This window comes from Prevotella sp. oral taxon 313, assembly GCF_003043935.1.
In the GTDB taxonomy this organism is placed as follows: domain Bacteria; phylum Bacteroidota; class Bacteroidia; order Bacteroidales; family Bacteroidaceae; genus Prevotella; species Prevotella jejuni.
In genome coordinates this window covers 2,319,314-2,336,636 of sequence record NZ_PYXE01000001.1, presented here as the reverse complement: position 1 = coordinate 2,336,636, position 17,323 = coordinate 2,319,314, and the positions used below count along the sequence as shown (strand labels likewise).

The 17,323-nt window shown below is 42.9% G+C and carries 11 protein-coding genes; 3 read left to right on the top strand and 8 right to left on the bottom strand.

Going from position 1 to position 17,323, the window contains the following annotated elements; all coding sequences use genetic code 11:
• Window positions 1-48 precede the first annotated feature (48 nt).
• The 3 genes from AXF23_RS09165 to AXF23_RS09155 form a co-directional block, all read right to left on the bottom strand.
• Complete coding sequence (locus AXF23_RS09165; protein ID WP_107625088.1) at window positions 49-1,182, bottom strand: acyltransferase family protein; 1,134 nt, start codon at window positions 1,180-1,182, stop codon at window positions 49-51.
• 11 nt (window positions 1,183-1,193) lie between these two features.
• Window positions 1,194-2,384: an FprA family A-type flavoprotein gene (locus tag AXF23_RS09160; RefSeq protein ID WP_107625087.1), complete on the bottom strand. Its 1,191-nt coding sequence runs from the start codon at window positions 2,382-2,384 to the stop codon at window positions 1,194-1,196.
• Window positions 2,385-2,487: 103 nt separating this feature from the next.
• Entirely contained in the window at window positions 2,488-3,426 is a 939-nt protein-coding gene (locus AXF23_RS09155; protein ID WP_107625086.1) for a carbohydrate kinase family protein, read from the bottom strand.
• Between the two features lie 141 nt (window positions 3,427-3,567).
• Here AXF23_RS09155 and AXF23_RS09150 point away from each other — a divergent pair, with 141 nt between their 5' ends.
• The 3 genes from AXF23_RS09150 to AXF23_RS09140 all read left to right on the top strand — a co-directional run bounded on the left by AXF23_RS09150 (window position 3,568) and on the right by AXF23_RS09140 (window position 7,638).
• Window positions 3,568-4,809, top strand: coding sequence for a M16 family metallopeptidase (locus AXF23_RS09150; protein WP_107625085.1), 1,242 nt, complete (start codon window positions 3,568-3,570; stop codon window positions 4,807-4,809).
• 110 nt (window positions 4,810-4,919) lie between these two features.
• Entirely contained in the window at window positions 4,920-6,191 is a 1,272-nt protein-coding gene (locus AXF23_RS09145) for an NAD(P)/FAD-dependent oxidoreductase (protein ID WP_107625084.1), read from the top strand.
• Window positions 6,192-6,483: 292 nt separating this feature from the next.
• Entirely contained in the window at window positions 6,484-7,638 is a 1,155-nt protein-coding gene (locus AXF23_RS09140; RefSeq protein ID WP_107625083.1) for a TlpA disulfide reductase family protein, read from the top strand.
• Window positions 7,639-7,883: 245 nt separating this feature from the next.
• Here AXF23_RS09140 and AXF23_RS09135 read toward each other — a convergent pair whose 3' ends face one another.
• The 5 genes from AXF23_RS09135 to porU form a co-directional block, all read right to left on the bottom strand.
• Window positions 7,884-8,969, bottom strand: a complete 1,086-nt coding sequence (locus AXF23_RS09135; protein WP_107625082.1) for a DNA/RNA non-specific endonuclease — start codon at window positions 8,967-8,969, stop codon at window positions 7,884-7,886.
• An 81-nt stretch (window positions 8,970-9,050) separates the two neighbouring features.
• Complete coding sequence (locus AXF23_RS09130; RefSeq protein ID WP_107625081.1) at window positions 9,051-10,775, bottom strand: hypothetical protein; 1,725 nt, start codon at window positions 10,773-10,775, stop codon at window positions 9,051-9,053.
• 856 nt (window positions 10,776-11,631) lie between these two features.
• Window positions 11,632-12,135 carry a 2-C-methyl-D-erythritol 2,4-cyclodiphosphate synthase gene (ispF, locus tag AXF23_RS09125; protein ID WP_107625080.1) on the bottom strand — a complete coding sequence of 168 codons (504 nt, stop codon included), beginning with the start codon at window positions 12,133-12,135 and terminating at the stop codon, window positions 11,632-11,634.
• Window positions 12,136-12,322: 187 nt separating this feature from the next.
• Complete coding sequence (porV, locus tag AXF23_RS09120) at window positions 12,323-13,489, bottom strand: type IX secretion system outer membrane channel protein PorV (protein WP_089365310.1); 1,167 nt, start codon at window positions 13,487-13,489, stop codon at window positions 12,323-12,325.
• A gap of 60 nt (window positions 13,490-13,549) precedes the next feature.
• Window positions 13,550-17,140, bottom strand: coding sequence for a type IX secretion system sortase PorU (gene porU / locus AXF23_RS09115; protein ID WP_107625079.1), 3,591 nt, complete (start codon window positions 17,138-17,140; stop codon window positions 13,550-13,552).
• Window positions 17,141-17,323 lie beyond the last annotated feature (183 nt).

Genomic DNA, 17,323 nt, shown 5'->3' with positions numbered 1-17,323 from the left:
AACAAAATTAGGGCTTTTGAAAGATCTATTTATAACCTTTTCTGAGGTTTATTGTCGTCCTCCTGTTAAGAAGTAGAGTGAGATAGGAGATATACGTCTAAGTGATATGAAAGATAGAAGGCAAACAGTTGTGAGGATAACGGGGGAAAAGAAATAAACAATCAGTACACTTGTAGCTCCAGTGATAGGTAACCATTCCAATTTGAGAGACCACAAAATAATACCTTGAGGAAGTGTGTGTGCCGCATAGATAAAGAACGATGAATCCGTTAATATATTAGGAATTAATTTAGAAGTAAGCCCTTGTTGCTGTCTACGCTCAATGATGTATGTTGTCAGAGAGATTATAGTAACGATTAAGGCAGCATACATGAGGTTAGCAAGTTGTGCCCAATAGAAGAGACAGGCACCGATGATTCCATATATTCCGTAGGGTTTAAACAGCTTTGTTATATCCCATTTCAGAATGGTAAAGGTTGCTCCAAGACTAAAGAATAATAGACTCTGTCCCCATCCTTCCCATTGATCAGGTAAATAATGGACAGCATATAGAAATATTAGAAGCATACATAATGCTAATTTTTTGTGCCATCGAGAAAGGAGATGGATAGTTGTATAAATGAATGGGGAGGCAAGTGACAATACCATAAGGTTGCGAACGAACCATAAAGGAATGTCTATAGGGGTAGCAAGACCACCTTTCTGGCCAATCAGACTTGTGTCCCAGAAGATTAAAAGATAATCTTTAATGGTGAAATTAGATAGCGGCTTATCAATAATAGCAGTCCATCCTGGGCGTAAAGAACTACCAATGGCGATGATTAGGAGGAACAATAAGTTCCATAATATATAAGGTATGAGCAACGATTGCAGCCTATGACGGATCTTGTTGATATACACCTTTCGTGTAAACTGTCTACAATGAAAAAACAACAGGCCACTAATGAAAAAGAAAAACGGGTTCGCTAATGGAGCAAGCGAACCCGATATAAAGTCGATGAATGTTCCTAATGACAGGTTGATATTACCGATTGGGGGTGAAAAAGATGCTTTTAAAGCATTGTCCCAAGCAAATGATACACCTTTGAAATTAGAATGAACGAACAATACTAATACGATTAGTGGGAATCGTAAAGCCGTAATAACCTGTGACAGTGTGCTATCTTTGTTCGTTCTAATCATCTTAGACCCTTTTATTCAGCTAATAATTTAGCTGCCATCTCACGGCCTAAGCGGTTGCACTCTTCCTTAATCTCTGGTGTGAGTGCTTGCTTCATCTCAACAGGTTCGCCTACCTTCTCAAAGTGGAGATGGTTCTCGTTCCATTCGCCAATGGCTGCAACAGCCTTTGAAGCCCATGAGTAAGAACCAAACCAACCGATAAGGTGGTTCTTGATGTCGCGATTGGCAACCTCTTGCAAGAGTACATCCATCTCATGATAGAGTCCTGCATTATAAGTAGGAGCACCAACTATCAAGCCACGGAAGCGGAAGATGTCCTGGAGGATATAGCTGTGATGTGTCTTAGAGACGTTGTACAAACGGATATTCTTCACACCAGCAAGAGACGCTGAGCGGGCTATCTGTTCTGCCATACGTTCTGTGTTACCATACATCGTACCGTAGCAAATAACCAAACCTGGGTCTGTCTCATATTTAGACATACGGTCATACAATGCGACAACCTTATCAACATATTGATGCCATACTGGTCCGTGAGTAGAACAAATATAGTCGAAATGGATACCAGCAAGCTTTTTCAATGCGTTCTGAACAGGTGTTCCGTACTTTCCAACAATGTTAGAATAGTAGCGAACCATCTCCAACCAGCACCAGTCAGTGTCTATGTCCTTATCGATGAGACCGCCGTTTAATGCACCAAAACAGCCGAAAGCATCGCCAGTGAATAGGTAGCTGACCTCACCCTTACAATGAGTCATCATTGTTTCAGGCCAGTGTACCATTGGAGTCATGTAGAACTGAAGGGTATGATTACCTAAGTTAAGCTCTTCACCATTCTTTACTTCAATCGTATTGTCCTTGATTCCATAGAATCCAGACATCATATCGAAGGTCTTCTTATTACCGATAACTTGAATGTTAGGGTAATACTTACGCAGTAAAGCAAGTGATCCAGAGTGGTCAGGTTCCATGTGGTTGATGACTAAGTAGTCTATCTGTCGGTCGCCCAACACCTCACGAAGTCTCTCTATAAACTGTACAAAGAAATCTACCTCAACTGTGTCAATAAGGCAAACCTTCTCGTCATCGATAAGATAAGAATTGTAGCTAACACCATAGGGCAGTGGCCATAATCCCTCGAAGAGATTCTTGTTGCGGTCGTTAACTCCTACGTAATAAACTTTATTGGCAATTTCTATCATTATATTTTTGATTTTATGTAGTTCCTTTTAGTTAGCTTATTGGGCTTATTAGGCCAATTGTGCTTATTAGGCCAATAAGTCTTATTAGGCTAATACGGCTTATTTATAAAGCCTCCTCCTTCATCTTCTCACCAAATTCCTTGCTTACATAATTGAAAATGTCCTTGCAGCAGTCTGCTGAAAACATCAGAGCATAGTTGATAAGTTTGTCCCACTGCTCCTCCGTCAGTCCTTGTTCGAGGTCAGTACGGGTAATGTTATGCTTCAACATACCAAAGATGAAGCCTGCATTAAAGTTGTCACCAGCCCCAATAGTACTGATCACATTTGTGTCGAGGACAGGGTAAGACTTCTTTAATGTCCTACCGCTACGCACCTCTACAGGCTGGCTTCCTTGTGTGTAGATGAATTGTTTGCAATAGAAGGATATCTCGGCATTATACACCTTATCGGCATCTTCTTTCTTGTAAAGTGTCGCAAAGTCCTCATGACTACCACGAACAATATCGGCATAGTCGAGGTTCTCGATGAGATTAGGCGTAACCCTGATTACCTCATCCTTATGTGCTGGACGGAAGTTCACATCATAATAGATGATAGCTCCATGTGAGCGAGCATAGTCGAGTAGGCCGAGAACCTGCGGGCGAATCATTGGATTGACAGCATAAAACGAACCAAAAATCACGATATCATCGGGTTTTATCTCCGGATAGGTGAAGTCTAACAAGTGATGTGGATGTTCCTTATAAAAGATATAGTCAGCATCATTCTTATCATTGAGGAATGCCAGTGATACAGGCGACTTAGAATCGGGGAAGGTAGTGACGTTATCAGCATTCACGCCATTGTCTTTCAAGAAATCAACGATGTATTTCCCAACATGGTCATTGCCTGCTTCTGATATGAACGAAGTATTGATGCCACAACGTCCTAACGATGTGATGGCATTAAAGATAGACCCTCCAGGAACTGCCTCAACTGGTTTGTTTTCCTTAAAGATGATGTCTAAGACGGTTTCACCTATACCTATAACTTTCCGCATTTTATTGTGAATTATGTTGTGTCTCGTTTTAGTTGTGCAAATATACTGAAATTTAGGCGTAACACAAAATGAATTAAGTTCTTTTTTCTTTGTCGATTAAAGTCTATTAGTTTTCATTCTTTTTTCTTAATTTTGCACCTTATGACAAGATATCAGACTGCAGTCTTGGATAACGGACTGCGTATCATAGCCCTTCCAACGGCTTCTCCGGTGGTTTATTGCGGTTATCAACTCAGCGCTGGGACAGCTAATGAACTGCCAGGAGAGGAGGGGATAGCTCATTTCTGTGAGCATGTAACCTTCAAGGGTACTACCCGTCGTACGGCAATAGATGTTATCCAATGTCTTGAACAAGTAGGGGGCGACCTCAATGCCTTTACGACCAAGACCGATACGGTTTATTATTCTGCTATTCTGAAGGACCATCTTCCTCGTGCGATAGACCTTCTGACAGATATTGTCTTCCATAGTGTTTATCCTCAAAAGGAGATTAATAAAGAGGTAGAGGTTATCTGTGATGAGATAGAATCGTATAATGATAGTCCGGCTGAGTTGATTTATGACGAGTTTGAAAACCTTATCTTCCGTGGTCATCCATTAGGACATAGTATTCTCGGAACGTCTGAGCGTGTGCGAAGGTTTACTACTGACGATGCGTTACGCTTCACTAAGCAGTATTACTTGCCGATGAATTCGGTGTTTTTTGCGTATGGTGACGTTGATTTCGAGTATTTACTTCGACTTTTAGAGAAGGAGAATGGAGCGAAGGTGAAGGTGATAGAGGAGGTAGAAAAGCCTGTAGAATCATCTCTTCCACCGTTAAGCGAATATCAGCCACAGGTGGTGGAGATAGACAAACATACCCATCAAGCGCATGTAATGATAGGAAATAGAGCTTATAGCATACATGACAAGCGGAGAATGGCACTCTATCTACTGAATAATATATTAGGAGGACCGGGCATGAGTGCCCGTTTGAACCTTGCACTTCGTGAGCGACGAGGACTCGTTTATACGGTAGAAAGCACAATGGTAAGCTATTCCCAGACGGGTCTGTGGAGTGTTTACTTTGGTTGTGATGCTGATGATAGAGCCGAGTGTATGCGCCTTGTTCGTGCAGAACTCGACCGTTTCATGTCGGTTCCATTGTCAGATGAGGAGTTGTCCATAGCTAAACAGCAGTTAAAAGGGCAGATTGGTATTGCTTGTGACAACCGAGAAAACCTTGCATTAGACTTTGGTAAGGGTTTTCTACACTATGGGTGGAAGAAAGATATCACAGCACTTTATCGTGATATAGACGCTATTACGGCTGAGGATGTACAACAGGTTGCATGCGAATTGTTCCCTGAAGAACGACTAACAAAGTTGGTCTATATATAAGGAATAGATTTCATAAAGGATTAATGAGGTTTTTTTGGCATAGTTATTTCTATAGAATTTAGGTAGATAAAGATATAATAAAGGATAATAAACATAAGGATAGCAAAGTAATGAAAGCAAATATTGAACGCACAGACAAGAAGAGAGTCGTCATTGTTGGTGGTGGATTAGGAGGCTTAGACTTAGCTTTTAAGTTAGTAGACGGCGATTATCAGGTTGTACTGGTTGATAAGAATAATTATCATCAGTTCCCACCTTTGATCTATCAAGTGGCATCTGGTGGTCTTGAACCAAGTAGTATCTCCTTTCCGTTCCGCCGTCTTTTCCAAGGACACAAGGACTTCTTCTTTCGAATGGCTGAGGTAGAATCGGTGGATACGGCAAAAAAGACCATTCTAACGACTGTCGGAGAGATAGAATATGACTATCTTGTCATAGCTGCTGGGGCTACTACAAACTTCTTTGGGAACAAGGATATCCAAGCAACTACACTCCCGATGAAATCGGTAAGTGAGGCTATGCGACTCCGTAATACCATACTCCGTAACCTTGAAAAGGCTTTGACTGAAGAGGACCCTACACGAAAACAAGCCTTGATGAATATTGTTGTCGTTGGTGGTGGTGCTTCTGGTGTAGAGATTGCAGGTGCGGTAGCCGAGATGAAGAAGAATATTATAGCTCGTGACTATCCCGACCTTGACTCGTCACAGATGCATATTTATCTTGTGAATGCAAGTGATCGACTTCTTTCTGCTATGGATCCAATGTCGTCTAAACGGGCTGAAGCCGACCTAAAAGAGTTGCATGTACATATTCGTCAACCACAGTTTGCTACGGAGTATAAGGATGGTATTCTCAAGACCAGTGCTGGACTGGAGATACCTACACAGACCGTTATTTGGGTGAGTGGTATCTGTGCGAATAAGATAGCAGGCTTTCCTGCTGAGAGTATCGGCCATGCTGGGCGACTTCTTACCGATCGCTTTTGTCGTGTGAAAGGTCTGAAAGATGTTTATGCGATAGGTGACATCTCTTTGATAGAGGGTGATGAGGAGTATCCTCTTGGTCATCCGCAGTTAGCACAAGTAGCGATGCAACAAGCAAAGACGGTTGCAAAGAACCTCAAAGCAATCGCTAAAGGAGAAGAACCAAAGCCTTTCAAATATAAGAACCTTGGTGTGATGGCAACAATCGGACGTAATCACGCTGTTGCTGAGATAGCTGGAAAGAAATTTGGTGGTTTCCCTGCTTGGGTATTATGGCTCATCGTCCATCTTCGTTCTATCCTTGGTGTAAAGAACAAGACGTTTATCTTGCTGAATTGGATTTGGAATTACATTAATTATAAGCAAAGTCTTCGTCTAATTTTGAAGGCGAAATAAGATGGTTGTTCCATACTTTTAGAAAATAGTATCAATCCTCTTCCCCTATTGGTGACTTGATTCTCTACCAATAGGGGAAGTGTTTTGTTATATATAAAATAGTCTATTATTGCGTTGATTATAGCTTCTTATTGTCTTGTTAGTCCTTCTCTCCCTTTTAGTCCACTATCTAATTAGCCCAGTCTTAATGTGTCCCTATTTGATAATATTTGATGGTATTTGCTTTGCAGTCTTATCATTTTGCGTTACCTTTGCACGAAACATAAAGTAAAAACGTAATATCTATTAAAGGATGAAGCATAATATCGGAAACATTTTAGCGGCAGGTTTTGCTATTGTTGGACTTGCTGCGCTGGCAAGTTGTGCGGGAGAAAAGTTCCATGTGACGGGTTCTATTGCAAATGCCAAGGACTCTTTGCTCTATTTCGAACACAACGGACTCGATGGATTCAGTACTGTTGACTCAGTAAAACTCGATGAAAAGGGGAGTTTCTCCTTCTCTGGTGATAAGGTGGACAACCCTGAGTTCTATCGTCTTCGTATAGCTGGACAGATTATCAACATAGGTATTGACTCTACAGAGACAGTCGATGTCAAGGCTACTTATCCGCAGATGGCTACCGACTACACGGTGAAAGGCTCGTCTGAAAACGAGAAGATAAAGGAGTTAGCATTGAAGCAGATTGACCTACAAGCACGTTGTCAGTCTATTCTTGCAGAGCGTCCTGATATTGCAGACTCCATCATTACTGTGTTAATGAACGACTATAAGCAAGATGTATCACGTAATTATATCTTTAAGGAGCCTATGCGTGCTTATAGTTACTTTGCTCTTTTCCAATATATAGTCATAGGTAATCAGGCTCATCTGATATTCGATCCGTCACGAGATGCAGCTGATAACAAGGTCTTTGGAGCTGTGGCTACAAGCTGGGATACCTATTATCCTGGGTCTAAACGTACGCAAAATCTCCACAATATCACCATTAAAGGCATGAAAGACGAGCGTATTGTTAAAGCGCAGAATAAGCCTGTGGAGATAGAAGCCAAGGAACTTGGTGTTGTCGACCTGCCGTTACGTGATAATAAAGGTGTCGAACGTCATCTAACTGACTTGAAGGGTAAGGTGGTCTTACTCGACTTCCATGTGTTTGCAGCGAAGGGTTCTACAGAGTATATAATGCACTTGCGCGACCTATATAACAAGTATCATGACCGTGGATTGGAGATTTACATGGTCTCTCTGGATGATAATGCGCACTTCTGGAAAGAGCAGGTTGCTAACCTGCCGTGGATTAATGTCTACGATGATACGGGTATTAGTCAGGCTTATACGGCTCCAGCACAGACGGTTCCAATCATCTATCTCATTGATAGAGGTAATAATATTGTGAAGAACCCATCACAGATTAAGAATCTTGATGAGGAGATAGAACGTTTGTTGTAAGCGTCTGTTCTTTACTCATTCTGAGCGTTAAGCGACGAAAAGAATATTCCTTAAAATAGAATAGGTTATTGATATAGAATCTCTATCTCAATAACCTATTTTAGTTTTAGTTTCGTTTGCTGTCATTTTTAACACTTCTCATAACTCGTTGTTGGCTAAGGGTATATGAGAGGTAAGGGTATGACAGGAGTGACAGCAACTTTTATTTCATGTTTTTATACGTCACACACTAACGTCTAAAGATGTTAGTATCCCCAGTACGTTTGGTCGATGGTTGTCTCTACAGCCTGCTCTATATCGTCACTAAGGTTACAGAAGAAGTCTATACCAGTACGGTTCTGTAGCTCCTGTATGGTGATATACTCGCTTTTACTGTTATTGTAATGAGGCGACCAGATACCGAGAGCACGATAGGTGTTGGTTTTCTTGTCGTAAGCAAGCAGTGCCATATAGAAGAACTTTGGTACGATACCATTGAAATGAAGTGACTTGTGGGGTTTTTCCTTCTGTGCCATCTCTTCCAAATCGGTTTGATTACAGATATACTCGTCCTTATCAATAGTAGCAGCCTTCACGATATAGAGTGTATCACATCGTCCAGCCCAATCGCGTACCTTCTCTTCAAGCTTCCCCCATACGCCACCATTGTGCCCTTGTATCTGTGGTTGCATATTCGTTAGATAGAAGGTTTGCTTGTTCTGAGCGGCAGAATAGAGCCTATCCCCAGATGGGCAGAGGTGTCCACGGCTAAAGCCACTCCCTCTGTAATCGTCAGGCGACGTTTGTTCATTTGCTGGTATCTCTGGATCTTGTCGGAAGTCATCTTGTCTCTTTACGTTCTTCTTCAAGAGAACATCATACAGTTCATAGCAGGTCCAACGGTTTGCTTTGAGTTTAGCGTCCCATTCGATAGAGTAGTTACGCAGTTCTCCAAGGTTCGCCTCAGTAGTGTAATGCGTCACTTCATACGTCTTGTTGGTTCCTTGATAGAAGCGAGGAAACTCCAATCGCCAACCTTCACGGTTCTTTTTTAGGTCATCGGCAGTGTTACGATTGGCATTGTTGCCTGTTGGCTCGGGGGTAGGTGTGACGTTTTCAGTGATGGTGTATTCTATCTGAGAGAAGAGGAAATCCTCTGAAACAGTCTTTCCCTTAGGGTAGACCTTTATCCCCACGCCCTCAATCACACGTGTACTATCTATCGTTTCACCCATGACGTAGGTATGCACCTCGCCCAGTTTGGTAGTAATCGTGATAGTTTGTTTCTTATTTTGTGCTGTAGCTGTTATGCTAAGGAGCAACAATAGTGAAGTGATAATATTCTGTTTCATCTTTAATCCTCCTTATTTTTAGCAATAATGTTCATAATCATCGGTGTGTTATATGTTTTCTTCATAACGTTGTGTTCCTTCTTATTTGATAATCAGTTTATGTCCATTCACGATGTACACTCCCTTTGGTAGGTTAGTGAGCGTACTACCCACGTATTGACCATTGAGGTTATACACCTTCATCGCCTTATTTGTAAGCATATAAGGGCGTGTAATCGCATTTGGTGTCGGTGAGAATGAAATCTTAACAGTCGCTGTTGCTGGTACACGATAGTAGGCATGTAAACCTTTCAGAAGGTTGGCCTTGTTGTTAGCACTTACTGGATAGTTGAGGCTTTCATCTGTAGAGAGATAACGTTCGGTCTTATCCACGGCGAGAGTTTTCGGACTATAAACAGCCACGAAACTGTATTGTCCATCGTTTGACGTTACTGTCTCTGGCGTTGTCGCTTTGAGTGTTATTCCTTCAAAGGTTGGGTTCTCGATGTTCCACTTGATGAGGTAGGGCTTACCTGCTTCTATTTGGGTTTGCTTATCATCAAATATCAGAGTATTGTCTTCTACCTGCTTGGTGAATGTTGCTATCTTCACACCTGCTAAGTCTTTTGCTTCAATGTCGAATGGAACGGCAAAAGTGTCCCAATGGTCTGCTGAGAACGTACGCTTAAGACGGACAGATGCGTCTGTAATATCGCTTTGAGGCAATACAAAAGCCTTCTCTTCGTCGATAATAAAGGTGACAGGACGATGGTTGTTCAGGTAGATTGGGTTGATTTCCTTCCTTCCACTATTCGGAACAACGATACCTGCAAGGTCAATGATAGTGCCTTGATACGGTGCAGTGTATTTCTCGTTACTACCAAAGCGGTTGTTGATGACAATACCGTCTTGCGTGGTGAGGGCATCATCGATAAGTGTCTGGTCCTTCAAGCATACCCAATCAGCAGTGTTATCAAGATAATTCTTTGCTTCAATCTCCTTTGGCTGGACAGCTTGTTCAGTAACAGGTGCTGCAATGACAAGCAGTGAGGTGTTAGTCACATTAGGGATAGCTTTAAAGTATGGAACACCATTTTCCACGACATACTCACCTGTAATCTGTCCTGCTAAGTGCTGATTGCTAACGAATGGTACGTTTGGATTGATACCATAGAAGCATACCGCACCAGTCGTGTCACGTACGTATGCCTCCTGTGTGTTGCCTGTTCCGAATACGTAAAGGACACGTGCCATACTGCCCTCATTGCCATCGGTAAGGGTGAGGGTAGCTTTTGTTCCACTTGCCAAGGTCTTGAGTTCTTTTATACTGTTCACCTTTGCAATAGGTTTCGTTGGTTGTGTTGCTGAATAATTGACTGTTATCGTTTTGATATTATTCGTTGCAGATGCTTTAAAAGTCACTGAATTAATCACTAAATTATTGTTTGTCCATGACAAATCATTTAGTGCTCCGCTGTTACATGTGCTTTTCAAGTTACCAGTAAAAATAATACTTGTAATCTGTTTCCCTGCTGGTACGCTAAGTGTAAGCTCACTATTTGCATAGAAACGTAACTCTATATTGCCTTTAGAGTTCCATATTCGTGTAGGCGTTGAGGCATTGTTTTTCTTTTGCGTTAAGGTTACATCTTGGAGTGTATACCCTTTGTCGGATAGGTCTGTACCCTTTTTCGGATTAGGCTTTCCGATTCCTAAAGCGTTGAGTCCTCCGTCAGTAGTGAAATCGAAGGTGACTGTGTCAGCACAAACTCGTAGTGGTGAGACCCACAGAAGTGTTAATGCTAAGATGTGTAAGAAATGTTTCATGCTTTTTTATAAATAGTGTGTTGGTTTTTAATTGCTGTTATTTACGAGCCAAACGCTATTGGGTTAGCTGCAAATCATTCTATTGCAAAGTTAATGTTTTTTATTGGAAAAAGCCGTTAAGAAGGTAGGTTTGTTCCTTGAAAGCTGTTCTCAGCGGAGTAGAAAGACGAGACGAGCTGCTAAGCAAATAGTCTTTACAGGTATTATGGAGCAGCATACTACATTTTGGAGGTGTTAGTGGAATGGTAAAAAAGTATTACGAATTGTCGTATCAATAACCCTCAAGAAAGGAGTATGATTTTATCAAGAATGGAGTCTGTAACCTTCATATAATCAGATGATTATAGAAGGCGTTGAAGAAGACGCCTTCCTTGCTTCAAGAAGAGCGTCTTCTTGCCCCTTGAAGGGCATGTTCTTGGATGTAGAAAGGCCTCTTCTTGCACCTTGTGGAGCATGTATTGGATGTGAAAGAGGCGAAAAAAGTTGACATTAAGAGCGAAGAAAGTGTTTTATCCTTGGCCCTTCCTCGAATGAAGAGGGAGCGATGACGGTTCTACTCTCACACGTCCTCTGTATATATTTGGCGTTCTATTTTCTATTATTCATAGTCCAATGGGGGGGTAATCTCATATTCTATTCTCCTCCCAGCGAGGGTGGGGCAGGGGGTAGAACTACCTTTTATAGGGTTATCTTGGTGGCTATGTCCCTCCTTGTGGAGGAGTAAAAAGGGGGCGAAACCACCAAACGTAAAAAAGGCTGAAACCCTCTTTTGGATTTCAGCCTTTGCTTTTTTATGATGATGATAAGATAGTACGGATATGTATTCGTAGCTTATCTGTTGTCTATGCGATGACTATTAGCCTTTCATGATAAGGCATACAGCGTAGGCGGCCATGCCCTCTTCGCGACCAACAAAACCCATGCGTTCGGAAGTGGTGGCCTTGATAGATACGGCATCGACGTCGCAACCGATAATGTCAGCCAAGCACTTGCACATAGCGGGGATATGTGGGTTTATCTTTGGACGCTCGGCACACACCGTAGCATCGATGTTCCCTACACGAAAACCCTTTGTTGCTAAGAGGTCAATGGTCTTACGAAGGATAATCTTAGAGTCCATATCGAGCGTATCAGCAGAAGTATCTGGGAAATGATAACCGATGTCGCGCATGTTAGCAGCACCGAGTAAGGCATCACAGATGGCATGAATCAATACGTCGGCATCACTGTGTCCGAGAAGACCGAGACTGTGCTCAATCTTAATACCACCTAAATAAAGGTCGCGTCCTTCCACAAGTTTGTGTACGTCATATCCCATTCCGACGCGGAAAGATGGGATGGGTTGAGTAGAATTGGTCATAATAATGGGGACCTTCCCAAGCTCTTCTAAGGTAGAGGATGTTTAATGCAAGGGATAGGTTTTTATTGGTTTATATTAAAAGTCTTATAATACTTATGTAAAGAAGATTACTATCAAGGATTTTGCTAATTGTAGTAATCACTCCCCTCCCTTTTGGGGAGGGGTTTGGGGAGGGGCCAGTTGTTGCTTATCTTCTCTTAAACAAGTCCTTAATACCATCCATATCAAAGGTGAGGGAGAAGCGGAGAGTCTGGTCGAGTGGGTTGTTCTTGGCTGTTGCAATGACATATCCTGCATCCAAAGCAAAGACATTCATCTTAAAGCCGGCGCCCACAGTGAAGTATTTTCGGTTACCTTTGTTCTCGCTCTCATGGTGATAACCAGCACGAAGGGAGAACTTGTCATTATAAGTATATTCTGCGCCTAAGCTCCACTGTATCTCTTGTAACTCTTCAGAAGCACCATTAGGTGCATCGCCAAAGCTCTTAAAGATACCAGAGATAGATGATACGTCATAGTAATCCTTCTGGAGTCGATTGTCATAGTCTACCTGTGTCTCATCAGCCTTGCGCTTTGGATAGGTAGGAACTAATAACTTATTGGCATCAGCAGCTATCGTAAAACGATTGAACTCATCGATAGGAACCATCAAGGAAGCACCTAAACGGAGGTTGGTTGGGATGAACTCAGAACGGTTGTCACCACCGAAGGTAATCTTAGAGCCGATGTTTGAGATGTTCATACCTAAGCCTAACTGGCACTCGCGTTCGCCGATATTGATATAGTTCTGGTAGTAGCATGACAGGTCGGCAGCAAAGGCAGAACCTGGAGCGGTGTCGTCTGTATAGTTATAGGTAAGGTCGGAGTATATCCAACGTACTGCAGCACCTAATGAGAAATGCTCGCTTAGCATCAAGGAGTAGGCTACATCCAATGACATCTCGTAGGGGTTGATGGTCATATTAGAGCCATCAGTCATCTGCACCTCACCCAAAGAGAAGTAACGCAATGATGCTGAGACAGCACTATAGTCACCGATACGATAGTAGCCAGCAAGGTAGGCTAAGTCGATATCGCTCACTAACTGGCGGAGCCAAGGCGTATAGTTCAGTGAGACACCCGCACGGGAGATGTTAAAAGGATATTTAGCAGGGTTCCAATACTGTGAGTTGACATCGGGGTCAGTGGCTGCACCGACATCACCCATACCAGCCGAACGTGCGTCTGGAGCGATGGTCTGTGAAGTAACTGATGTGTTGACAGGGTTAAAGATATCCTTCTTCTCTTGCGCAAAAGCGGTAGACGAGGCAAGTACCGTCAGTGAGAGGATGGCTATACGAAGCTTATTAATCATTCTGTTTTAATTGTGTTGCTTGTTTTATGTTGCTATATGGATAGAAACGTTCTATCTGTCTTATTTATTGTCTAAGATAATTAGTTTCTTAGCTTTCGATACCTTGGTGGCTCCATTACTGCTGAGACGTACTCGATAGAGGTAGACGCCCGTCTTGAGTCTTGCCCCACTCTCAACGGTAAGGTCCCAGTTGGCGGTGATGGCATTGCCCGATGCAACAGCTGTCTCGCTGCGGTGCCATAGCAGTCGACCGCTCATATCGAATACTTCTATGTCTATATCGACATCTGAACCAATGTAGTTATGGGTGACGATGAAGGTTGTCTCTGTCGTAGCTGGGTTCTTTGAGGCATTGACACTATAGATTTCAGGGGCCAATCCCTTGACAACTTTGAACTGAAGGGTGACGGTTGAAGGGTTGTTCTGTATGTCCCATGCACGGAACTGTAGCGTGTGTGGACCCTCAGAGAGCTCTGGTAGGCTGAAACCTGTTGCTCCTGAGGTATAGCTACCGAAGTCATATCGGAAGTTGTCGTTTAAGATGTAGGTCTGTGTCAACTTACCATCGATAGTCAACTGCATATCATGTCCAATACCATTACCAGAAGCATTGATGCCATCTTTGTCTGTTATCTGTGCATAGAAGTATGGAGTGCTGTTTACCTCACCGCCATTGACGAACGAAGATGAATTGAGATAGGCATAGATAGATGGTCCGATAGAATCGTTATAAACAACTTCTGTGCCGTCAATCGTGAACCCTTCTTCGTGACCTTGGGCCATGAGGGTGTGGTTGTCATTAATAGCAAAGAGATTAATCAGGCCCGTACCTGCTGCATAGTTGATGTCGCGTGGTACGGCAAAGGTAAAGGTGAACTCGCCATTCTTGATACTGTCAGTACCATTGTAGAGCACCTTCTGGCGGTCATAATACTGGAAAGCACTTGTGGATGTCTCCTCTTGTTGCTTACAAGTGATGAGTTCTTTTGTGTCACGAACGGTTGCTGTGAGCAGTCCCTTGTAATCGGTCTGTTTGTTACCAGCCTTTGCTATGTATCCTTTGACGGTCACAACCGAGCCACCCTTGAGTGTAACTGAGCCTGACGCATTGGGGGCTTGTCCGTTAATTGTCTCTACTTTAATCTCTAAGGTTGGGAGGTTAAGGGAGAGGGCAGGGTCGCCTAATAGGGCATACTGTAACTTGTTCGGTGTGAGGTCGCTGTTTGAGTTAATCAACTCACACTTAGCTAAACGCTGCGCCTCGCCCAACGTGGTTGGTCTTCCATCTGTAAAGCTTAGTACATGCTTAAGGAAAGCGGTGTTGATAGCCTTGTTATAGTAGGCATATACCGTGCGGGTAGTACCCCAGAAGGCTACTGAACCACCTTTCTTATTTAACATTGCTGCTTCACCGATGGTCGGGATGGTACCATCGTAAGGCATAATATCACAGCTGGCAGTAATCCAGAGAGGTAGATTAGCATTGGTGAAATTAGCAAAGTCATTAAGTCGGAGTACTGCTTCATGGGATATCTGGTCTTCTTTTCCATGTCCCGCATAATCCATGATAAGTGCACCCTGTGATTGTTGTTGCTTGATGATAGCACTTGCTTCAGGGTAGGTGTTACCGGTGGCAGACGATACACGAGGGTAAGCATCCCACATCACCTTCTTTACTTGATAGTCGGGATAGGTCGACATAATGGTTTCTGCGGTCTCATTGACATCATGCATGTGAAGGTTGTTGTTGCCATCATCGCCCATGAACATGATGACGTTCTCCCAACTCCCACCATTCTTATTCTCTGCATAGCTGATAGTCTTATCGACTAATATCTTTGTTTCTGAGGGATCAGTAACTGGGAAGCGACCTACTCCGAGGTCTTCTTTGTCACGTCTCAGTAAGTCTCCTCCCTCACCATCATCCATTAAAGTAAACCAACCATCATTGACATAGCAGTCGGTCTCGCTGAATGAGTTCTCACTCTCGTATGCCAAGAGATAGTCATCGGGGTTGAGATTGCGGCAGGCGCTGGTCACCATACGATTATCCCATACACAATCGCCAAAGAGAAGGAGCGACTGTGGGAGATTGGTGGTAGTAGCACGGTCGTAAAGCATCTTCATATAACGACGATAAGCCATAGCATCAGGAGTCCCACTTGAGAACTCGTTATAGAGTTCGTCTGCTGGGACAATGCGTACAGTGATGTTATCGTGTGTGCGATGGAAGGCTGCTAAGCGTTCTGCCTGTGCTAATAACTTCTGACTTGTAGGGATGATAATCACCATGTTGACTGGATCGTCAGCATGATGGTCTTGATTGGTTATATTATAAACATACTCAGAGGCAGGGAAAGAAGCCTTCAAAGAAGGGGCTGGCGCAGGTGTAGGGTAAGTCATGATGAGATAGTCAAGACGTGCAGGACCGCCTGACAGGGTGGTCAATTTGATACTATCAACAGCATGGAGTGTGTTGAGTGTGTAGGTCCTGACTTCTTCGTAGCCTTTGTCAAAGGAATCTTGAGGAGATACTCTGATATCGCCAAGATGCTGACCGTTTGCTTCTACCTTTACAGTTGAGGTATAGGAGCCTGTTGTTATGGCTACTGTGAGCTTTGCATTTGTCGCATGTGCTTTGTTAGATAAGGTGAAAATTTTACTTTCGTTGAGCTTTAATGGTGTCTCTTCAAAGAGGTTGCGCCCTCCATGATACCAACTGAAATTATCTACTTCATGTAGACTATGGTAGTCGTCAGCCGAAGGATAAAAACTATTAAGGAAGGTGGTGCTGTCTGAAATAGTCGTAGGAGCAGTGTTATTATCCTCAGTTAGGAAGTAATAGCCATAGTCTGAATAGGGATTGCGGACTCTCTTCACAGATGTGTTACTTTCCCAACTGATAGGGCCACGAGCGTAGAAAAGGCGTCTACCATTACTATTATAGGTAGGAACTTCTCTTAAGTCATCATGCGAAATGATGTCATTTGCTGTTAGTACTTCCTTTTGTAAGTGCCCGCCATAACCATAGATTTTCACCTTATCTATATTAGAGAAGCCCGCACGGCGGATGAGGTCGTTGGTTAACTGATAGACACCATTGGCAGGCACACGTATCTTTGCCCATTTACCATTGGCGAGAACGGAATGTTCTGCATAGCGACTTGTAGTAGTGGATGAGGCTCCACTACCTGCACGAGTAGTAAGCCCTTTTGTCGTTCTCTTCTTTGGATGCGATGTAAGAGCTATCATGAAACTGACGAGGAACTGCTTTTTTCCGTTGCGCTGAACGATTGGCATTAGAGAAATCTCTAATACCCCACGCTTGCGTTCGACGGTCATCTGCTGGTGTATTTCTGGTAATGTGGGTGGTATAATACTTGTCAGTGCATTATATCGGGCAATGTCTGCCTGGCTCATATCTATGAACTCTGGGTAACGTATCTCTAAGTCGTAGATAGAGTCAGCATATTGCTCACCTATGGGAATAGCATAGTGGAAATGTGGCAATACTGAGTCTATTGTCACATCTTGAACTGTTAGATTGAAAAACCTTTGCTGCTGAGCTGATAGCTTTATACAACTCAACAGGAGAATGAGGCAGAGTATTGCTGAACGTTTCATTATCAGCTCGTAGAATCCTTTTGTCATTTTATCTATGTATTCCTCCTTATGTCTTTTGGTCAGTTATTCCCTCTGTTCGGTTTTCTTATTTGTGCTTGTTTGTTGAACATGTATTATCTTCTATACCTTGTGCTGGTAAAATGAAGAGAGACGCAAGCTACTTGTTAGTTAACAATGTATTGTTTTCTAAACCATGTGTGATAGTCTCTT